This window comes from Rhodoligotrophos appendicifer, assembly GCF_007474605.1.
Classification (GTDB): Bacteria; Pseudomonadota; Alphaproteobacteria; order Rhizobiales; family Im1; genus Rhodoligotrophos; species Rhodoligotrophos appendicifer.
Window position 1 is genome coordinate 432,008 of sequence record NZ_VHKL01000002.1, and the last position, 18,984, is coordinate 450,991.

The 18,984-nt window shown below is 64.4% G+C and carries 20 protein-coding genes; 17 read left to right on the forward strand and 3 right to left on the reverse strand.

Annotated features, from left to right (window positions below; all coding sequences use genetic code 11):
• The gene (msrP, locus tag FKM97_RS06085; protein ID WP_144291659.1) at nt 1–993 is read right to left on the reverse strand and encodes a protein-methionine-sulfoxide reductase catalytic subunit MsrP; all 993 of its coding nucleotides are present in this window, start codon (nt 991–993) and stop codon (nt 1–3) included.
• Between the two features lie 80 nt (nt 994–1,073).
• On the opposite strand from msrP, the gene FKM97_RS06090 reads away from it, so the two are divergent.
• Nucleotides 1,074–2,273, forward strand: a complete 1,200-nt coding sequence (locus tag FKM97_RS06090) for a DUF3095 domain-containing protein (RefSeq protein ID WP_170240777.1) — start codon at nt 1,074–1,076, stop codon at nt 2,271–2,273.
• Nucleotides 2,274–2,499: 226 nt separating this feature from the next.
• Here FKM97_RS06090 and FKM97_RS06095 read toward each other — a convergent pair whose 3' ends face one another.
• On the reverse strand, nt 2,500–3,222 hold the full coding sequence (locus tag FKM97_RS06095; protein WP_144291487.1) for a hypothetical protein: 723 nt from the start codon (nt 3,220–3,222) through the stop codon (nt 2,500–2,502).
• A 349-nt stretch (nt 3,223–3,571) separates the two neighbouring features.
• Between FKM97_RS06095 and FKM97_RS06100 the strand changes: the two genes are divergently transcribed.
• The 7 genes from FKM97_RS06100 to FKM97_RS06130 all read left to right on the forward strand — a co-directional run bounded on the left by FKM97_RS06100 (nt 3,572) and on the right by FKM97_RS06130 (nt 9,021).
• Entirely contained in the window at nt 3,572–4,198 is a 627-nt protein-coding gene (locus tag FKM97_RS06100; RefSeq protein ID WP_144291488.1) for a glutathione S-transferase family protein, read from the forward strand.
• Between the two features lie 106 nt (nt 4,199–4,304).
• Nucleotides 4,305–5,378 carry a bifunctional DNA-binding transcriptional regulator/O6-methylguanine-DNA methyltransferase Ada gene (gene ada, locus FKM97_RS06105; RefSeq protein WP_144291489.1) on the forward strand — a complete coding sequence of 358 codons (1,074 nt, stop codon included), beginning with the start codon at nt 4,305–4,307 and terminating at the stop codon, nt 5,376–5,378.
• Nucleotides 5,375–6,097: a 2OG-Fe(II) oxygenase gene (locus FKM97_RS06110; protein WP_144291490.1), complete on the forward strand. Its 723-nt coding sequence runs from the start codon at nt 5,375–5,377 to the stop codon at nt 6,095–6,097. Before ada ends, FKM97_RS06110 begins: the two co-directional genes overlap by 4 nt.
• A gap of 33 nt (nt 6,098–6,130) precedes the next feature.
• Complete coding sequence (locus FKM97_RS06115; protein ID WP_144291491.1) at nt 6,131–6,328, forward strand: hypothetical protein; 198 nt, start codon at nt 6,131–6,133, stop codon at nt 6,326–6,328.
• Between the two features lie 193 nt (nt 6,329–6,521).
• Nucleotides 6,522–7,187 (forward strand): ABC transporter ATP-binding protein, encoded by a 666-nt coding sequence (locus FKM97_RS06120; RefSeq protein ID WP_246104953.1) that lies wholly within the window; start codon nt 6,522–6,524, stop codon nt 7,185–7,187.
• A 3-nt stretch (nt 7,188–7,190) separates the two neighbouring features.
• Nucleotides 7,191–7,955, forward strand: a complete 765-nt coding sequence (locus tag FKM97_RS06125) for an ABC transporter permease (RefSeq protein WP_144291493.1) — start codon at nt 7,191–7,193, stop codon at nt 7,953–7,955.
• Nucleotides 7,956–7,995: 40 nt separating this feature from the next.
• Entirely contained in the window at nt 7,996–9,021 is a 1,026-nt protein-coding gene (locus tag FKM97_RS06130) for an ABC transporter substrate-binding protein (RefSeq protein WP_144291494.1), read from the forward strand.
• On the opposite strand, the gene FKM97_RS06135 is transcribed toward FKM97_RS06130, so the two are convergent.
• A complete protein-coding gene (locus tag FKM97_RS06135) occupies nt 9,011–10,267 on the reverse strand; it encodes an MFS transporter (protein ID WP_144291495.1) in 1,257 nt (418 codons plus the stop codon). The two genes, FKM97_RS06130 and FKM97_RS06135, sit on opposite strands and share 11 nt — an antisense overlap.
• A gap of 120 nt (nt 10,268–10,387) precedes the next feature.
• On the opposite strand from FKM97_RS06135, the gene FKM97_RS06140 reads away from it, so the two are divergent.
• From FKM97_RS06140 to FKM97_RS06180, 9 genes are all read left to right on the forward strand, one after another.
• Entirely contained in the window at nt 10,388–10,894 is a 507-nt protein-coding gene (locus FKM97_RS06140; protein WP_144291496.1) for a hypothetical protein, read from the forward strand.
• A 69-nt stretch (nt 10,895–10,963) separates the two neighbouring features.
• Nucleotides 10,964–11,572 carry a flavodoxin family protein gene (locus FKM97_RS06145; RefSeq protein WP_144291497.1) on the forward strand — a complete coding sequence of 203 codons (609 nt, stop codon included), beginning with the start codon at nt 10,964–10,966 and terminating at the stop codon, nt 11,570–11,572.
• A gap of 109 nt (nt 11,573–11,681) precedes the next feature.
• A complete protein-coding gene (locus FKM97_RS06150) occupies nt 11,682–12,854 on the forward strand; it encodes a M24 family metallopeptidase (protein ID WP_144291498.1) in 1,173 nt (390 codons plus the stop codon).
• A gap of 3 nt (nt 12,855–12,857) precedes the next feature.
• Nucleotides 12,858–13,628, forward strand: a complete 771-nt coding sequence (locus tag FKM97_RS06155) for an aspartate/glutamate racemase family protein (protein WP_144291499.1) — start codon at nt 12,858–12,860, stop codon at nt 13,626–13,628.
• Nucleotides 13,628–14,407 carry an ABC transporter permease gene (locus FKM97_RS06160; RefSeq protein WP_246104954.1) on the forward strand — a complete coding sequence of 260 codons (780 nt, stop codon included), beginning with the start codon at nt 13,628–13,630 and terminating at the stop codon, nt 14,405–14,407. The genes FKM97_RS06155 and FKM97_RS06160 overlap by 1 nt, the downstream gene beginning before the upstream one ends.
• A gap of 3 nt (nt 14,408–14,410) precedes the next feature.
• The gene (locus FKM97_RS06165) at nt 14,411–15,178 is read left to right on the forward strand and encodes an ABC transporter ATP-binding protein (RefSeq protein WP_144291501.1); all 768 of its coding nucleotides are present in this window, start codon (nt 14,411–14,413) and stop codon (nt 15,176–15,178) included.
• A gap of 2 nt (nt 15,179–15,180) precedes the next feature.
• Nucleotides 15,181–16,761: a gamma-glutamyltransferase family protein gene (locus FKM97_RS06170; protein WP_144291502.1), complete on the forward strand. Its 1,581-nt coding sequence runs from the start codon at nt 15,181–15,183 to the stop codon at nt 16,759–16,761.
• 70 nt (nt 16,762–16,831) lie between these two features.
• The gene (locus FKM97_RS06175) at nt 16,832–18,028 is read left to right on the forward strand and encodes an MFS transporter (protein WP_170240778.1); all 1,197 of its coding nucleotides are present in this window, start codon (nt 16,832–16,834) and stop codon (nt 18,026–18,028) included.
• A gap of 24 nt (nt 18,029–18,052) precedes the next feature.
• Complete coding sequence (locus tag FKM97_RS06180; RefSeq protein WP_144291504.1) at nt 18,053–18,976, forward strand: LysR substrate-binding domain-containing protein; 924 nt, start codon at nt 18,053–18,055, stop codon at nt 18,974–18,976.
• Nucleotides 18,977–18,984: the final 8 nt, after the last annotated feature.

The following is an 18,984-nucleotide window of genomic DNA, read 5'->3' on the forward strand; positions in this document are numbered from 1 at the left end:
TCAGTAGTCTTTGGTCAGATCCATGCCGGCATAGAGGCTCGCGACCTGCTCGCCATAGCCGTTGAAAGGCAAGGTGGGGATGCGTCCGCCGCCGCCGAAGAGACCGCCGCCTTCGCCGATGCGCCGCTCCGTCGCCTGGCTCCAGCGGGGATGATCGACTGCGGGATTGACGTTCGAATAGAAGCCATATTCGCTCGGCGCCTGCATGTTCCAGGCGGTCTTCGGCTGCTCCTCCACCAGCGAAATGCGGACGATCGACTTGATGCCCTTGAAGCCATATTTCCACGGCACCACCAGACGCATGGGGGCGCCGTTCTGGTTGGGCAGGGTCTCGCCATACAGGCCGAAGGCCAGGATGGTCAGCGGATGGTTCGCCTCATCCAGGCGCAAGCCCTCGCGATAGGGCCAGTCGAGGACCGGAAAGAAGCCGCCGATGCCGGGCATCTGGTCGGGTCGGACGATCGTCTCGAAGGCCACATATTTGGCGCTTCCCTGCGGCTCGACACGGTCGAGCAGGGCCTTCAGCGGGAAGCCGAGCCAGGGGATGACCATGGACCAGGCCTCGACGCAGCGCATGCGGTAGACCCGCTCCTCCATGGGGGCGAGCTTCAGCAAGGCGTCATAGTCCAGCGTCTGGGGCTTGTTGACGAGGCCGTCGATGGTGACGGTCCAGGGCAGGGGCTTGAAATTGCCGGAGTTCTGCGAAGGGTCGCTCTTGCCGGTGCCGAATTCATAGAAATTATTGTAGGTGGTCACGTCCTCCAGGGGCGTGAGCTTCTCGTCCAGCACGTACTGGCTCTTGACGCCTGTCAAAGGTGCCGCGGCCGCGCTGGAGGCGGCGATGCCACCCACCACTCCCGCCGACAGCGCGCCGGCCAGAAACTCGCGGCGTCGCATGTAGACGCTGCGGGAGGTCATCTCCGAGGGAAGGATATCTGCAGGCCGGCGGATCAGCACGGGGCACCTCAACTGCTCGTTGCGAATTTCTAACATAGTCATTTACATCTACGAAGCTTAGAGCCCAGTTGTTACATGCCGACCAAATCGGCGTGATTGAAAATGAGGAGGTTTGCGTGTCCGGACCGCCGACGGCCTCAGAGACCTTCTATCGCGACCTGAAGAGCTTTTCCGATTTTTCCGGCGTCTTCGAGTTCGAGCATTATCGCCCCTTGCCCGCGGATTGGGTGCTGATGGTCACCGACATCGTCGGATCATCGCAGGCGATCGCTGAAGGGCGCTACAAAGACGTGAACATGGCCGGGGCCGCCTCGATCACCGCGGTCCTCAACGTCTGTGGGGAGATCAAGGTCCCCTTCGTGTTCGGCGGCGATGGCGCCAGCATCGCCGTTCCGGGACAAGTATCGGCTGCAGCATCGCGGGAACTGGCCAAGCTCAGGCAGAGCATCGAAAGCTCCTTCGGTCTCGATTTGCGTGCCGCCGCCGTGCCCTTGGCCGATCTGCGGGCCCGCGGCACCGATGTGGCAGTCCGCAAGCTCGAGCTCAGTCCCGGCAATTTTCTGGCCATGTTCGCGGGCGGTGGCGTGGAGCTGGCTGACAGCCTCATCAAGATGGGAACCGATGCGGATCGCTACGTCATAGCGGCGGCGGCAGAGGGGGAGCCCGATCTTCTTGGCCTGTCGTGCCGATGGGATCCGCTGGTGCCGCGAAACGGACGGATGATGGCGCTGATGGTGCGCTCAACCTCCAGCACCGCCGCAGCCATGCGCCGGGACCTCGAACAGGTAATGACGCAGATCGCCGCCATCCTCGGCCAGGATCCCAAAGAGGCCGCCCCGGTGAGCCACCAATCCCTCCGGTTTCGCTGGCCACCGCGCGGGCTTTGGGCCGAGGCCCGGCTGGGCGGCCCGAAGGCCACGGTCCTGGCGCGCTATTGCAAGCTTCTCGGCATTTCGTTCCTGCAGTGGACGGGGCAATTGCTGAACCAGAAAGTCGGCCCCTACGATCCCGTCGCCTACAGGTCGCAGCTCTTCTCGAATACGGATTTTCGCAAATATGACGATACGCTGCGCATGGTGCTCGATGTCAGCGAGGCCCAAGCGAAGGCCATCGAAACGTTTCTCGAGGCAGAGTTCCATGCCGGCCGGCTGATCTATGGACATCATCTCGACGACAGCGCGCTGATGACCTGCCTCGTGTTCAGCCTGGAGAATAACGACCATATTCATTTCGTCGACAGCGCCCATGGAGGGTTCTCGCTGGCCTCCTCGGCATTCAAGGCACGATCGGCCGATCCCGTCATCTTGTCGTCATAGGGTGGGGCTACTACATTAGCTCATGAACCCAGGCGGCTCGCTTCCAAAGCAAGCTACCGGGTCATGAGCTCGAGCAGGTCGCTGAAGGGTGCGGATGTACCACCCCCGGGGCTGCTCGGGTATTTCCTTTTCTGATTCCCCATCACTCCCGCTGTTGAGCGATCGCTGCGCCGAAAGGCCCGCTTCGAGCGTTGCCAATGGCAGCGGCGAGGGGCGAGCCCGGCTCTCACATCTTCGGGTCGAATTCGAGCCCGTCGCCGATCTCTTCGAGGGTCAGAAGAGGCCGCTTCGGCACTGTCCGCCATGTGACCTTCTCCTTGTCGTTCTCGATGCTGCCTATCGAGTGCTTCGCCTTGCCGGTGGAATAGTTGATGCTGATGGTGTCCGTCTCGCCGGTATTGCGCTGAATCTCGGTGCGGTCATAGCCGATCATCTCGAAGCGATCGTTCTGATAACGGAACCTGTAGGTGGTGGTGGACATGCCCCAGCCGCCGGCGCTCATGAAGAAGTCTAGCGTGATGCGCAGAACGCCGCGCTCGATGCCCACGCCCTCCGGCACAGTCAAGGGATCGGAGACCACGGGGTCCTCCCGCCGCGGGATCAGGCTGTGGTTACTTACTGCCAGAGCATAGGTCCCGGCTCCCGTGCCGAAGCCGATGACGAGGAGGCGCGGATTGGTATCGAGCGGATCCTCGCCGAGCCCGTCCGGATTGGGAAGGATGTTCGCGGCCGCCCGGTCCCGGAGGATGACGACCAGATCCGCGATCCCGTCCCGGTTCAGGTCGCCTTGGCGCTGGAACTCGACCTGCCATCCGCGCGGGGCGAATCCCTCGGCGGAGGATGCCGTCCGGGGCGGGACGGGATCGGTCACGGAAGGGACCACCAACTCCTGAGCCGCTGCGGGAAGACTTGCAAACAGGAGGAGAAGACATAGCGTGCCGACGCGCATGAGGTTCATCCTTAACAAGAGATGAGACTGTTCGCCCGCTGGCGTAGGGTCCATCTTAACAAAGCAGAACAAGCGGGAACGGACCCTGTCCGAATCACCGACCTGCGGTAAATTCTCGTTCCGTTCCAGGCACCTGTAGCGCTTCCATGAAGCCGTATCTCAAGATGTAGCAGAGGGCGAGAGGACATCGCGATCATCCACGCGATATTCTCCCCACGCCGTTAACGACTCTGTCCTAAAACGGGACGAAGCACCGGCGTTACGCTGCTGGACAATCGCCTCGGTGCCCTCTTACCGGAACAGAAGGACAACGTTAGAATGGTCCGATAACCATCTGAGGAAGCGCTTCATGCATAAGATCTATACTCGCCGTGGATCGGGGGCTGCCGCCGTCGAGATGCTGCTCGACGAGTTCGGACTGTCCTATGAGCGCATCGAAGTGCCGCGCGGTCAGGAGAACGTGCCGGCGGAGATGCGACGCATCAATCCGCGGGGCGAAGTCCCCGTTCTGGTGCTGCCCGACGGCACGGTGATGACGGAATCGGCTGCCATGTGCATCTATCTGGCCGATCTTCACCCGGAGGCCGGGCTTGCGCCGGCCATAACCACACCGGAGCGCGCCACCTATCTTCGGTGGATGACCTATCTTGCCGTCAACGTCTACGGGACGTTCATGCATGTCTATCATGCGGATAAATATCATGACGACCCGGCGACCCATGCCGGGATCCGCGCCAAGGCCATCGAGCGACTTGCGGAGGATTGGGCCACCCTAGAGGCTGCTCTCGATCCCGGCCCCTATCTGCTCGGCTCCCGGATCAGCGCGGCCGACATCTATCTCACCATGTTCCCCTATTGGGATCGCGATCGCGCCGGCCTGTTCCAGCGCGCGCCACGGCTCGCCAAGCTGTGTCAGCTCGTCTTGGATCGGCCGGCCGTCGCCTCTGCCTGGGCATATCACGCCGCCGACATGTGACGTGTTGCCTGCGCATCGGAAATTCCACCGCAAGGGCCGGAGTGCGGCACTCCAGAGGAGCGCTTAAATTGGGGTCAGATCGATAATGGATCGAAGGAAGACCCCAATGCTCACTCCTCATACCGTCGCATCCGCCGAGCAGGATCCGCGCTGGCCGGCGGTGGCGGCGCGCGATGCATCCGCCGATGGCCGCTTCGTCTATACGGTCAAGACGACGGGCATCTATTGCCGCCCGTCCTGCCCGTCGCGATTGGCGAAACCCGAACATGTCGGTTTTGCGGAGAGCGCGGCTGCGGCGGAGGCCCTGGGGTACCGAGCGTGCAAGCGGTGCCGACCGGACCAGGCAGCGGGTCCCGCCCTGCATCGTGCAGAGCTGGTTGCCGAGGCCTGTCGGCGGATCGAGGCGGCAGACACGCTGCCGAGCCTTGCCGTCCTGGCCGCCGAGTCCGGCCTCAGCCCCTATCACTTCCATCGCCTGTTCAAAGCCGTGACCGGGGTGACGCCCAGGGCCTATGGCCAGGCGCGCCGCGGAGAGCGGGTGCGCAATGCGCTCACCCAGCCCGAAACCAGCGTCACCGCCGCCATCTATGATGCGGGTTTCGGTTCCAACGGACGCTTCTATGCGGCCGCCGATGGCCTTCTCGGCATGACGCCCACCGCCTATCGGGACGGGGGCGCCAATATCTGCATCCGCTTCGCCATCGGGGAATGCTCGCTCGGCCACGTCCTCGTGGCGGCAAGCGAGCGCGGGATCTGCGCCATTCTGCTGGGGGATGATCCGGAGGCGCTGGCGCGGGAGCTGCAGGACCGCTTTCCCAAGGCCGAGCTCACCGGCGGTGATCGTGCATTCGACACCATGGTCGCCCAGGTGGTGGGCTTCGTCGACGCCCCCGGCCTCGGCCTCGATCTGCCTCTCGACATTCGCGGTACCGCATTCCAGCAACGGGTGTGGGAGGCGTTGCGCGAGATCCCCCCGGGAGAGACCGCGAGCTATCGCGACATCGCCGAGCGCATCGGTGCGCCCAAGGCGGTGCGGGCCGTGGCCGGGGCCTGCGCTGCGAACGCGATCGCCGTCGCCATTCCCTGTCACCGGGTGGTGCGGACGGATGGTGCGTTGTCCGGATATCGCTGGGGCGTAGAGCGCAAGCGGGCCCTGCTCGACAAGGAGAGCTCGGCATGAGAGCCTTGGCAGACAAGATCGCCCCCGACACCGCGCCCAGCCTCGACTGGGATGCCGCACGGTCGCTCGACGCCAGCGGCTTTGCCGTGATCGAGGGATTGCTCAGCTCGAGCGAATGCCGGGAGATCGCCGCTCTCTATCCCCGCGATGATCTGTTTCGCAGCCATGTGATCATGGCACGGCACGGTTTCGGACGCGGCGAGTACAAATATTTCGCCTATCCCCTGCCGGCGCCGCTGAGCCCACTGCGGCGCTCGCTCTATGCGCAGCTCGCGCCCATTGCCAATCGGTGGAACGAGGCCATGGGTATCGAGACCCGGTATCCGGCTGACCATGAGGCTTTTCTCACCCGCTGCCACGAGGCCGGGCAGACGCGCCCGACGCCGCTGCTCCTGCAGTATGGGCCGGGAGACTATAATTGCCTGCATCAGGATCTCTATGGAGAACTCGCCTTTCCCCTGCAGGTCGCGATCCTGCTGTCGAGACCAGGCGAGGATTTCACTGGTGGCGAGTTCGTGCTCACCGAGCAGCGGCCGCGGATGCAGTCGCGCGCTGCGGTGGTGCCGCTCGCACAAGGCGATGCCGTCATCTTCGCCGTCCATCACCGGCCGGTCCAGGGCACCCGCGGCACCTATCGCGTCACTCTCCGCCACGGGGTCAGCGCCCTGAGAACCGGCCGCCGCCACACGCTGGGCCTGATCTTCCATGACGCGCGGTGAGATCATCAATTGTTCGTTATAACGAACAAGACGTTGACATTTCCGTTAGTTGGCCGCTATTTCGCACGGGGCCGCTTGTGGGGCGTGATCGGCTTTGCCACAGTGGCCCGTAAGAAATATCCAAAAAAATTCGCGGGCGAGACGCAGGGCGGAAAACGGGGCGGCGAAACGATGACGAAATTCCTGATGCCCTTGCGTGTGAAAGTCCTCCTCGCCGTCGCCCCGCGCTGAGGACAGGGCTCACCTTGTCCATCTCGACCCCTCACTCATTGCGCGCAGATCCGCCCTCTGAGAGCCATGGCTCTCAGAGCGAGCCCGTCGACATCCAGGGCTCGGCTTTTCCGTCAAGAACCGCCAGGGGCAGCAGACGGACATTCTCGACGGCGTCGACCTCGTTGTTCGCGACCGCGAATTCCTGTCGATCGTGGGTCCCAGCGGATGCGGAAAGAGCACGCTGCTCAACTTCATCGCCGGATTGCTCCCCGTCCAGAGCGGCCGGGTCACGGTGATGGGCCAGCCCCCGGGCCGCGGCCAGTCGGTCGGCTACATGTTCCAGCAGCATGGCCTGTTGCCGTGGCGCTCTGTCGTTCGGAATGTCGAACTAGGGCTTGAGATCGCCGGCGTTTCCCAGGCGGAGCGCCGGGAGCGGGCGAGGGTCATCCTCAGCGAGTTGGGGCTGGGCGGTTTCGAGGATCATTACCCCAGCGACCTCTCCGGTGGCATGCGGCAGCGCGCGGCGCTCGCGCGCACACTGATCGCTGAGCCGAAGTTGATCCTCATGGACGAGCCTTTCGGCGCCCTCGATGCGCAGACCAAGATCTTCATCCAGGAAATGTTCATCACCTATTGGGAGAAGCACCGGACGACGGTGCTGTTCGTCACCCATGATCTGGCAGAGGCCGTCGCCCTGTCGGACCGGGTGGTGGTGATGAGCGCGCGGCCCGGTCACATTCTGTCGGCCTATGACGTCGACATTCCGCGGCCACGCGACATCGTGCATCTGCGCACTCTGGAGCGGTTCAATGCGCTGAACGAGGCGATCTGGAGCGATCTGCGCGCCGAGGCCCTGCTCGCCATGCGGGGGAGGTAACCCATGGAGTCCGGCTCCAAGCTGCTGGTGGCCCAGGTTGCGATCCTCGTCGGTGTTCTGGGATTCTGGGAGATCCTGGCGGATGCCGGCATCATCGACGTCGTCTGGCTCTCCAGTCCCACCCTCATCGCCGCCGCGTTCTGGAAATCGGTCCTCGCCAACGAGATCACCTACCACGCCTATGTGACGATGCAGGAAGCCATGGCAGGGCTCGCCGTCGGCGCTGTGGTCGGCATCGGACTCGGGCTGCTACTCGGGGTCAGCCGCTTCGTCGGGGCGGCCCTCGAGCCCTTTATCATCGCGCTCAACAGCTTGCCGCGCGTGGCCCTGGCGCCGCTGATCATCATGTTTGTCGGCATCGGCTTTGCCTCGAAATTCCTGCTCGCCTTCTCCCTGGTCGTGGTCCCGATGATGATCAACACCTATGAAGGCATCAAGTCGGTCGAGCCGGTGCTCCTGAACGTCATGAAGGTCTTTCGCGCCAATCGCCTGCAGGTGTTCACCAAGGTGCTGCTGCCCAACTGCGTGCCCTGGATCTTTTCGGGCCTGCGCGTTTCGATCTCGTTTGCGGTGATCGGCGCGATCGTGGGCGAGCTGATCTCCTCGCGCGCCGGCATCGGATTCATGATCGACACGGCGGCGGGCAATTTCGACGCGACCGGCATGCTCATGCCGCTGTTCGTGCTCATGATTCTCACCTTCGCGCTCGACCGGCTGGTCCTCAGGATCTCTCGCTCGCTGCTGCGCTGGCGGGAAGGGGCGCATTGATGTCACCGAAAATACCAACAAAATTCAGGAGGATACAGTCATGACGCGGCACGGTTTTGGGCGGTTGCTCGCCCTTACACTGATGGCAGGGTCGCTGGCCCTGGGCAGCATCCAGGCCATGGCGAACGAGGCCATCCATATCGGCGTCTCGAACAGGTCGCTGTTCGGCCTGCCGGTGCTGGTCGCCCAGCAGAAGGGCTTCTTCAAGGAGGAGGGGGTCGAGGTCACCATCGACTATTTCGGTGGCGGTACGCCGGCCACAGCCGCCCTCATCGGCGGCTCCGTGCAGTTCATCGATGCGGCCTTCGAGAATAACGTCAAGACCGTCAAGCGTGGGCAGCCGATCGTCACCGTGATGAATATCCAGACCGACTTCGCCGGCGCCATCATCGTGCGCAAGGACATCGCCGACAAGTTCGGTGGCAAGCCCACGCTCGAGAACCTCAAAGGCCTCAGGCTTGGTACCCTTGCCCGCGGCGGCTTTGCGGATGTGTCCGCCCGCTACGTTCTGCACAAGGCGGGGCTCGAGCCCGATGTCGACGTGCAACTGGTCCCGATCAAGGGCTCCGACCGCCAGCTGACCGCAGGGGAGGCCGGCGAGATCGAGGCCGCCTTCGTGATGGAGCCTTATGGTGCCATTGGCGTGGAAGGCCAGGATAAATGGGCCTATGTGATCAACATCACCGCCGGCGAGGGGCCCGACGTGTTCCAGGGCCTCGGCTACATCACCCTGCAGACCACGCGCGACTATGTGAAGGAGCACCGGCCGACGGTCGAGAAGGTGGTGCGGGCGCTGGTCAAGGCGCAGAGCTACATCAACGATCCGAAGAACATCGACGAACTCTCCAGCATTGCCGATAAGGAATATGGTGGGGCAGGCGTCGACATCATGAAAGTCTCGATCGAACGGCAGGTGCACGCCTTCCAGCCGGCCATGAATCCAAAGATGGTCGACAAGACGGTCGAGCTCCTGGTCAGCAGCAAGTCCATCGAGGCGCCCGCGCCCTCTTACGAGGAGGTGGTCGATACCTCGTTTGCCCCGTTGTGGGAGCAGTTCAAGAAATAGGCACGGACATGGGGCCGGGGCCCTCGACCTTGGGCTTCCGGCTCTCTGCCGTCTCGGGCATGGCGAAGAGGAACAGGATCAATCCCGCGGCGGCAATCGCCGAGAGGAAGAAGAATGCCGCGCTGTAGCCTGCCGCCACCACGATCACGCCGGCGATGCCGTTGCTGAGGCTTGCGCCGATGCCCTGGGCCGTCGCTACCGCGCCTTGGCTGACATTGAAACGGCCGGTGCCGCGGGTGAGGTCGGCCACCACGAGGGGGAAGAGGGCGCCGAAGATCCCGGCGCCCACCCCGTCCAGAAGCTGTACGCCCACCAACCAGTAGGGGTCGTCGGACAGGGGGTAGAGAGCGCCGCGCAGGGCGAGCACCGCAAGTGCCGTGGCGAAGATCGGCTTGCGGCCCCAGACATCGGCGCGGGCGCCCACCAGGAGCGCCACCGGCACCATCACCAGCTGCGCAGCAACGATACAGACGGACATCAAGGTGGTGCCGAGTGCCGCATTCGCGAGTGCCAGCTTCTGGCCCACCAGCGGCAGCATTGCCGCATTGGCAAAATGAAAGATCGTCGTGCAGGCGGCGAAGATCAGCAAGGGCCGGGAGGCCAGCAAAGCCCGGAACCCCGAAACTTGTTCCGCATGATCCTCGCCGGGCGCGTCGGCGAGGCCCCGAGCCAGTTCATGATCGATGGCGTCCGCCGGGATCGAGAGCGTCGAGAGAATGCTGGCGATCGCCATGGCCGCCATCAGCCAGAAGACGACGATCGGGCCGAAACTGTATGCGAGCGCACCGGCGATCAAGGCCGCTGCCGCATTGCCCCCATGGTTGAAGGCCTCGTTGCGGCCGAGGCGTTTGGCGAAGGCGCGAGGCCCGACGATGCCCAGGGTAATTGCTGCGATCGCGGGGGCGAATACGGAAGCGGCCACGCCCTGGATCGTCTGCAGGGCCGCGACCCACCAGAAGCTTGTGAGCAGGGGCATCAGAAGGGCGCTGCCGGTCACCAGGACCGCTGCGGCGACGATGACCGCCCGCTTGGCCCGGGTCGAATCGATCAGCAGGCCGGCCGGGGTCTGGGCGATGATCCCGGCAATGGCGCCCACGGAAATGACGATGCCGATGGAGGCGGCGTTCCAGTCCTGCTTGGCGAGAAGGAAGATCGCGAGATAGGGGCCCAAACCATCGCGGACGTCGGCGAGGAAAAAATTCACCGCGTCCAGCGCCGGGCGGGTGTTGCGAGCACTATTGGCCATGAAAGATCCTTGAGCCCGCCATCGCGGTGACGCAAGAACGCCGCTGGAGGCATTCGGTGCCATTGACCCGGCAACGATCGGCTCGCCTTGCCGTTCTTGCAGCGATTGCGGAGAAGACCCATGACCAGACGCGTCGTCGTCAATGACAAGATGCAGAGCCATTACGTCTATGAGTGCGTCGCGCCCATCGGCGGCGCCTTCGATCCCGCATTTGCGCCAGAGCTGACGCCGAAGGAGATGCTCGCCCTCGGGGTTTTCGGGGGCAAGTACATGACCGATGGTCGCGACGAGTTCCCGTCGAGTTGGTTCACGCAGGCCAAGCTCGCATCGGGCAGACGCGATCCGAACCTTAATTTCTACGGCGTCGATGCCAGCCAGCCCCTGTCCGTCTGGCGCCAGAAAGGCTGGCTGTCGGAGGAGGATCCCAGGGGCTGGTTCCAGTGGTATTGCCGCTATTTCATGGGGCGCCGGCTCGACCAGGAGGACCGGCGTCAGATCGGACGCTGGAGAGCAATCCGCCGCCATATCGGCCAGATCGTGAAGAATTGCGAGCCGGGCGAACTCACCTGCCGCAAGCGTCAGCGCCAGGCCCTGCTGCACTGGGCCTATGACAGTCGAAAAATCTGAGCGCTCACGGAAGAGGAACCTCACCGGTGTCCATGGGTTCTCCAGGAAACATGATGGAGACTGTCCCGGATGGCGCTGAAGGTCCTCGCCCTCAACTGCACGCTCAAAGGCGGTGATGCGCCGTCGTCGACCGACAAGCTTCTCAATGAGATCCTGGCGGAACTCAGCCCCTATGGCGGGGGCGGCGAGATCGTGCGAGTGGCCGATCTCACCATCAAACCGGGCGTCACCTCCGACGAGGGCGAAGGCGACGAATGGCCGATGCTGCGGCAGAAGGTGATCGCGTGCGACCTGTTGGTCATCGGCACTCCCATCTGGCTCGGACAACCGTCCAGCGTCGCGAAGCGGGTGCTGGAGCGCCTGGATGCGTTTCTCGACGAGACCGACGACAAGGGCCGCATGCCGTCCTTCGGCAAGGTCGCCATGGTGGCCGTGGTCGGCAACGAAGACGGCGCGCATCACGTGCATGCCGAGATCTACCAGGCGCTCAATGATGTGGGCTTCACCCTTGCCGCAACCGCGGGGACCTATTGGGTCGGCGAGGCCATGGGCTCCACGGACTACAAGGACCTGCGCAAACCCTATGAGCCCACGGTCGAAGCCACGCGCCTCATGGCTGCCAATGCTGCCCATCTCGCGGGGCTGTTGAAGCGCAATCCCTATCCCGGCCCGAAATAACCATAACCGGCAGGTTATAAAAAGCCGCTCTACATATCATTAGACACCCGAAGTCTCGCGCGCCATGCTGCACTGCAATGGGCCGACGATGCCCTTGGGGAGCACTGTCATGATCTTGTTCGAACGCGAGGAATTCCTCGAACGTATCGGTCGTGTGAAGGCCGAGATGAGCCGGCGCGGCCTGGACCTGCTGCTGGTCGCCTCGCCCGCCAACCAATTCTGGCTGACCGGCTATGATGGCTGGTCGTTCTATACGCCGCAGATGGTGGCCGTCAGCCTCGCTGACGAGGAGCCGTTGTGGATCGGACGGAAGATGGACGCCGTCGGCGCCAAATTCACCGCCTTCCTCGCTCCCGAGCACGTGGTCCCCTATCCCGACCACTATGTGGCCTCGACGGAACGCCACCCGATCGAATTCGTTGCCGAGGAGCTGAAGCGGCGCGGGCTCGACAAGGGCGTGATCGGCGTCGAGAGCGACGATTATTATTATACCGCAAAATGGGATGCGATCCTGAAGCGGGACCTGCCGAATGCGCGCTTCGAGGACGCCTTCCTGCTGGTCAACTGGTGCCGGATGGTGAAGTCCGAGGCCGAGCTCGTCTTCATGCGCCAGGCCGGGCAGATCGCTGCCGCCGCGCAGCAGGCGGCTTTCGACAAGGCCGAGCCCGGCGTGCGCCAATGCGACGTGATGGCGGAGGTCTACCGCGTCACCACCGCCGGCCTGCCGGAGTTCGGCGGGACCTTCCCCTGCAAGCCGCCTAATGCCATGGTCGGGGAATATTGCGCCGCACCCCATCTCTCCTGGACCGATGCGCCGCTGGTCGAGGGCGAGATCTTCTATATCGAGCTCGGCGGCATCCGGCATCGCTACCACTCCCCCCTGTCTCGCTGCATCTATCTCGGCACGCCCACACAGGAGATGCAGGACGTCGCCAAGGTCATCGCGGAAGGGCTGCAGGCCGTTCTCGACAAGGTGAAGCCCGGCGTCGCCTGCGAGGAGCTGGCCGCGGCCTGGAAGGCGGTCATCGCCCGCCACGGCATCGAGAAGGACAGCCGCATCGGTTATCCCGTCGGCATCGGCTATCCTCCCACATGGGGTGAGCTCACCGCCAGCCTGCGGGCCGGTGACAAGACGGTGCTCGAGCCGAACATGACGTTCCACTGCATCCCGGCGATCTGGATGGACACGTATGGGCTCGTCATCTCGGAGACCTTCGCCGTCACGGAGAAGGGCGCCGAATGCTTCGCGGATTATCCGCGAATCCTCACGCATAAGGGCTAAGCCATGAAGGCGACGGCGTCCCGTCGCGTCTTGCGCGGCGGCCACAACATTTATGGGCATGCGATCGGAATCCTCGTGATCGAGGGCTCCTTTCCCCGCCCGCCGGGGGCCATCGGCAACGCCGCGAGTTTCCCGTTCCCGGTCATCCATCATGTGGTCAAGGGCTTTTCGGGCAGCCGCACGGTGCGCGACCTCGGGGCCATGGATCCCGGCAGTTCGGCCTTTCAGGAGGCGATTGCGCCGTGGCTGGACGGGGCTCGGCTGCTCGAGGCGCAGGGCTGTCGCGCCGTCACCACGTCCTGCGGCTTCGCCGCCCTGTTCCAGCGGCATCTGACGGAGGCCGTCGACGTTCCCGTCTTTGCATCCTCGCTCATGCTGGCGCCGATGATCTCGCGCATGCTGAAGCCGTCCAAGCGTCTCGGCATCATCACGGCCGAGGCCCGCAGCCTCACCCAAGCCCATCTGGACGGGGCCGGGATCACACAGCCGGTGGCGATCATCGGCATGGAGGGCTGCGCCGAATTCGCCGCCACCGCCTGGGACGACCGGCCGAGCCTCGATTTCGACCTTGCGGAGGCCGAAACCGTCGACGTCGCCTGCCGGCTCCTGGCTGAGCATCCCGATGTGGGCGCCCTGCTGCTCGAATGCTCGCTGCTGCCGCCTTACGCGGCCGCGATTCAGGCGCGGATCGGGCTGCCGGTGTTCGACTTCACCCATCTCGTCACCATGGTGCATGACGCCTGTGCGCGCCAAAGCTTTCGGGGGCTGACCTGATGGAGGCGGTGAAATCAGCCGCCTATCCCCTGGCCGCCCTGGTGCTCATGATCGCCGGCTGGTATGCGGCCATCGACATCTTCGACATCCCCCCTTATCTGCTGCCGCGGCCGGAGGCCGTGCTGCAGCGGATCTACGAGGATTTCGGCTTCCTCCTCTATCACAGCTGGGTGACGACCTATGTCACCCTGGGAGGCTTCTTCCTGTCCATCGCCATCGGTATCCCGCTGTCGATCATGCTGGTCACCTGGCGCACGCTGGAAAAGGCGATCATGCCCTGGCTCATCCTCAGCCAGACTTTTCCCAAGGTCGCGCTCGCGCCACTCATCGTCGTGTGGTTCGGCCTCGGCATCCTGCCGAAGCTCCTCGTCACCTTCCTGGTCGCCTTCTTTCCCATCGTGATCTCGACCATCGTCGGGCTGCGCTCGGTCGAGCGCGAGGTAATTGAACTCGCCCAGTCGCTGCGCTCCAGTAAGATGCAGACCTTCTGGTATTTCCGGCTGCCGCTGTCGCTGCCCAACATCTTCGCCGGCCTCAAGGTGTCCGTCGCCTTCGCCGTGGTCGGTGCCGTCATCGCCGAATGGGTCGGCGCCTCGGAAGGCCTCGGCTACCTCCTGCTGCAGGCCAATGCCAGTCTGGATACGACATTGCTGTTCGCCGTCCTCGCCGCGCTCATGGTGATCGGTGTCGTCCTCTATTACGCCGTGGAGTTCATCGAGCGAGCCGTCATCCCCTGGCACAATGTGATCCGCCTGCATGGCGGGGCGGGAGCGGCCTGAGCGATGACACAATCCATCGAGCTGCAAGCTGTCGCCAAGCGCTTTCACACCCGGACCGGGCCCGTCGATGCGCTCGAGGACATCAATCTCAGCGTCTCGCCCTGCGAATTCGTCGCCGTGGTCGGCGCCTCTGGCTGCGGAAAATCCACCCTGCTGCGTCTCGTCGCCGGTTTGCTGCCGGCCAGTTCGGGAGCCGTCCTGGTCGGTGGCGAACAGGTCGAAGGCCCCGGACCTGGCACCGGAATCGTGTTCCAGACGCCCGTCCTGCTGCCGTGGCGCAGCGTAAGGCAGAATGTCGAGCTGCCGCTGGACATCCAGAGTGGACCAGCGTCGCAGCGTGCCGATGTCGACCAGCTCCTGAAGCTCGTGGGCCTGGACGGCTTCGCCGACAAGAAGCCCTATGAGCTGTCAGGCGGCATGCAACAGCGTGTTGCCCTCTGCCGCGCCCTCGTCACCGCTCCGTCGCTGCTGCTCATGGACGAGCCCTTCGGCGCGCTCGACGCCTTGACCCGGGAGCAGATGAATCTCGAGCTGCAGCGGATCTGGATGCAGGCGCCGAAAACGGTGCTGCTCATCACCCATTCGATTACCGAGGCGGTCATGCTCGCCGACCGGGTCGTGGTGATGACGCCGCGTCCAGGCCGCATCCAGGAAATCGTGCCCGTCGACATTCCTCGGCCGCGGGACTTCTCCGTGATGAAAGAGCCCGCCTTCTATACCGCCTCAGAAAAAGTCCGCACGCTCATGAATGCGGCAAGCTTCGTGGAGTGAACATGCCCCCCGCCCAAAGTCCTTCGCTGCTCGCCGCCCATCGTCCCATCGTCATGAGCGAACACGGGCTCGTGGTCGCCGGTCATCCGCGCGCCGCCGAAGCGGGGGCTGCGATTCTGCGCGCCGGCGGCAACGCCATGGACGCCGCGATCGCCGCAGCCACCACGCTGGCGATCGCCATTCCCTTCATGAACGGCATCGGTGGGGACGCCATCGCCCTGTGGTCAGACGCCGAAGGGCGGGTGACCGCGATCAACGGGTCGGGTGCGACGGCTGCGGCCGCCACCGTGGAGGCCTTCCAGGCCCTGGGGCATTCCACCATCCCGCGCCGGGGGCCGCTGGCGGTCTCGGTGCCTGGCGTGGTTGCGGCCTGGGGCCAGTCGCTGGAGCGCTTCGGCACCATGAGCCTGGCCGAGATCCTGGCGCCGGCCATTGCCTTGGCGGAAAACGGGGTGCCGCTGGATTCGACCTCCACCCGCTTCTTCAACGGCCCCGACTATGCAGCTCTCGTCGCCGATTTTCCGGCGCTGGCCACCATGTTCCTCGCGCATGGCAGCGCTCGTCTGGGGGCGCGACTGCGCCAGCCGCAGGCGGCTGCAACCCTGCGCATCCTGGCGGAGAAGGGCTGGAGCGCCTTCTATGAGGGGGCGCTTGCGGATGACTGGATCAAAGACGCGCGTGCGGCCGGCGTGCTGCTGGATGGCGGCGACCTTTCCCGCCATGAGACGCTGTTCGATGCGCCGCTGGCCATCGACTGGCAGGGCCATCGGGTGCATGTGGCGCCACCCAATTCCCAAGGCATCTCCCTTCTCGCCATGCTCGGTCTCGCCAACCAGGAGCAGGACGCGGCGGAGGACGGGTTCATCGATCCCGTCGCCCATCTGGAGCGCAAGCTCACCGCCTTCCGCATCCGGGACGCCTATTGTGCCGATCCCCGTCGGGTCGCCTTGCCCGCGGACATCCTGACGGCGGAAAGCCTCGCTGCCCTGCACCGAAGCACACAGGATCCCGTCAATCTCTCCGGCGGCGGCGATACCTCGACCCTTGTCGTCGTCGACGAGCAGGGGAACGCCGTCTCCTGGGTGCAGTCTCTGTTCGAGGCCTTCGGCTCCTGCGTGACCGTCCCCAAGCATGGGCTCGTGCTGCATAACCGCGCGATGCTGGAGCGACTCGACGACGATCCAGTGCGCGGCCTGAAGCCCGGGCATCGCCCTTTCCACACTCTCTGTCCTGCCATGGTGACGGGGGAGGGGGGTGTCGAGCTCGCCATCTCCACCCCTGGCGATCACGGCCAGCCGCAATCGCTGCTGCAGGTCATCCGGCGGCATTTCGAAGAGGGGCTCGACATCCAGGCCGCGATCGAGTGGCCGCGGATCCGCCATGACGATGGGCGGACCGTCCTGGTGGAGGACCGCTGCCCGCAGTCCTGGATCACACGACTGGAAGCGGCGGGGTGGACCGTGGAGCATGTCGGCGGCTGGTCGCGGCTCATGGGCGGTGTCAACGCCGTGCGACGCATGCCTGATGGTCTCCTGATGGGGGGTGCCGATCCGCGGCGGGAATGCTATGCCGTAGGAACGTAGTCCTGAGCCTGCGTAGCCACATCTGGCTCCGATGCGTGCCATCGAGCGACCGAGAGAGACAAAGACCAAGGTGAGTGAGGGCAGGCGAGAGTGGCGTATCGTCGGCAATATCAGCGCCGCCCATTTCGTCAGCCACTATTACATCCTGGTGCTGCCGCCGCTGATGCCGTTCCTGAACCGGGATCTCGGCATCGGCATCACGCAACTCGCCATCGCGCTGTCGCTGTTCAATCTGGTCACCACCGTCTTCCAGACGCCGGCCGGCATCATTGGTGACAGGATCGACCGCTTCTGGATGTTGATCGCCGCCTTGCTGCTGGGTGCTGCTTCGTTCGCGTTCTTCGCATTGGTGCCGACCTATTGGGCACTGCTCGCCGCCTTCGCCGTGGGTGGCCTGGCGAATGCGGCCTATCATCCGGTGGACTACGCCATCCTCTCGGAGCAGATCTCCGGCCCGAGGATGAGCCTCGCCTTTTCGATCCATACCTTCTCCGGCTTCGTCGGCTTTGCCGCCGCACCGGTCAGCCTCGTCTACATCGCCGAACATCTGGGTTGGAAAGCTGCGCTCTGGGCCTCCTGCGGGCTCGGCGTCGCGGTCGCCGTCGGCCTCCTCGCCCAACGGGGCCTGTTTGCCCGGGCAAGGCGGGCGCATGCCGCGAAATCCTCAACCCCGGCGCCGCATGTGTCCTCGCTCTCGCTGCTGAAGTCGCGCGAAATCCTGCGGAACACACTGATCTGGGTCATGCTGGCCACCGCCAGCACGGGCGTGCAGAGCTATGCGGTCATTTCCTGGAACGCGCTGTACGGCATTCCTCTGGATTTCGCCAATATCGCGCTTTCGGGCTATCTCTTTGCCACGGCCATCGGGGTGCTGATCGGGGGCATGGTGGCCGGGCGGACCCCGCGTCACGACCTTGTCGCTGCCATCGGGCTCGGAGGCTCCGCGGTGCTGCTCACGGTCGGCGGATTGTTTCCGCTGGCGCCGTTCCTCATCCTCATCGTCGCCGTGGGGGCCGGGCTGCTGAACGGGATGGTGCTGCCGTCCCGGGATCTCATCGTGCGCTCGGTTTCATCGCCGGGCACCTATGCGCGGGCTTTCGCCATCGTCAGCACCGGTCTGAGCCTCGGGGGCATCATCGCGCCGGTCCTGTTCGGACTGCTCTATGATCATGGCGCGTACCGGGCGATCTTCCTCGGCATCGGCGTGATCTACCTCTTCGGGGTCGTGTTGCTGTTCTTTCCCGCGCGGCGCCCCATCACGCTATAAAGGGGCGACAGGAGCACTTCGCCCATGCGCCTACCCAATCTTCGCCAGTTGCATACGTTCCGGATCCTCATGCAGACCCAGAACGTGACCGAGGCGGCCCGCCAGCTCAACGTCACCCAGCCGGCCGTGAGCAAGACGATCGCGAGCCTCGAAGACAGCCTTGGGGCGCGTCTGTTCCGGCGCATCCGCGGCCGGCTCTATCCGAGCGGCGACGCCACCCGGCTGCTGATCGAGATCGAGCGCCTGTTCGTCCAGCTCGAAGCCCTCAATGACGGCATGGAGGGCCTGCGCTCCAGCCAGGACGGGAAGATCGCCATCTCGGCCATCCCGGCGCTGGCGAGCTCCATCGTCGCCACCTCCCTGGCCCGCTTCGCCCGGGAACGGCCGCATATCCGAACCCTGCTCATGTCGGAGAATTCCGGCAACATGCTCACGCAGATCGGCCTGCATCAGGTCGATCTGGGCTTCATGTACAATCATCCGGGACCGGAGAAGAGCCTTTCCGCCGAACTCGTGGCGGAACTCGAGGTGGTGGGCGTGCTGCACCGGAACCATCCCCTGGCCAGCGAGCCGGTCCTCACGCCTCAGATCCTCGATGGGCATGCGGTCATTCTGTGGGAGCAGAACACGCCTCCGAGCCAGCTCGTTCGCGAAGCCTTCCTGCGTGAGGGACTGGTGCCGAGGGATCAGTTCGAGACGAACAATTCCTTTGCCGCCAAGTCCATGGCGGCGCAAGGAATCGGGGTCGCGCTGATCGACCCCACGGTCATGCTCGGGGACACTCGGACGGATCTGGTCATCCGGCGCTTCCGTCCCCTGGTGCCGCTCAGGATCTTCTGCATCCAGTCGATCTACCGTCCCGCCTCGCAGCTGTCCCAGCGGTTCCTTGAGGATTTCGTGCAAGCGATGAGGGGTTTTGCTGACACGCTGAGGCTGGATATCGACTAAGATGTCCC

Excerpts from the sequence above, each read along its gene's own strand:
- msrP (WP_144291659.1), bottom strand. The coding sequence starts at position 993 with ATGTTAGAAATTCGCAACGAGCAGTTGAGGTGCCCCGTGCTGATCCGC.
- FKM97_RS06095 (WP_144291487.1), bottom strand. The coding sequence starts at position 3,222 with ATGCGCGTCGGCACGCTATGTCTTCTCCTCCTGTTTGCAAGTCTTCCC.
- FKM97_RS06100 (WP_144291488.1), top strand. The coding sequence starts at position 3,572 with ATGCATAAGATCTATACTCGCCGTGGATCGGGGGCTGCCGCCGTCGAG.
- ada (WP_144291489.1), top strand. The coding sequence starts at position 4,305 with ATGCTCACTCCTCATACCGTCGCATCCGCCGAGCAGGATCCGCGCTGG.
- FKM97_RS06110 (WP_144291490.1), top strand. The coding sequence starts at position 5,375 with ATGAGAGCCTTGGCAGACAAGATCGCCCCCGACACCGCGCCCAGCCTC.
- FKM97_RS06125 (WP_144291493.1), top strand. The coding sequence starts at position 7,191 with ATGGAGTCCGGCTCCAAGCTGCTGGTGGCCCAGGTTGCGATCCTCGTC.
- FKM97_RS06130 (WP_144291494.1), top strand. The coding sequence starts at position 7,996 with ATGACGCGGCACGGTTTTGGGCGGTTGCTCGCCCTTACACTGATGGCA.
- FKM97_RS06135 (WP_144291495.1), bottom strand. The coding sequence starts at position 10,267 with ATGGCCAATAGTGCTCGCAACACCCGCCCGGCGCTGGACGCGGTGAAT.
- FKM97_RS06140 (WP_144291496.1), top strand. The coding sequence starts at position 10,388 with ATGACCAGACGCGTCGTCGTCAATGACAAGATGCAGAGCCATTACGTC.
- FKM97_RS06145 (WP_144291497.1), top strand. The coding sequence starts at position 10,964 with ATGGCGCTGAAGGTCCTCGCCCTCAACTGCACGCTCAAAGGCGGTGAT.
- FKM97_RS06150 (WP_144291498.1), top strand. The coding sequence starts at position 11,682 with ATGATCTTGTTCGAACGCGAGGAATTCCTCGAACGTATCGGTCGTGTG.
- FKM97_RS06155 (WP_144291499.1), top strand. The coding sequence starts at position 12,858 with ATGAAGGCGACGGCGTCCCGTCGCGTCTTGCGCGGCGGCCACAACATT.
- FKM97_RS06160 (WP_246104954.1), top strand. The coding sequence starts at position 13,628 with ATGGAGGCGGTGAAATCAGCCGCCTATCCCCTGGCCGCCCTGGTGCTC.
- FKM97_RS06165 (WP_144291501.1), top strand. The coding sequence starts at position 14,411 with ATGACACAATCCATCGAGCTGCAAGCTGTCGCCAAGCGCTTTCACACC.
- FKM97_RS06170 (WP_144291502.1), top strand. The coding sequence starts at position 15,181 with ATGCCCCCCGCCCAAAGTCCTTCGCTGCTCGCCGCCCATCGTCCCATC.
- FKM97_RS06180 (WP_144291504.1), top strand. The coding sequence starts at position 18,053 with ATGCGCCTACCCAATCTTCGCCAGTTGCATACGTTCCGGATCCTCATG.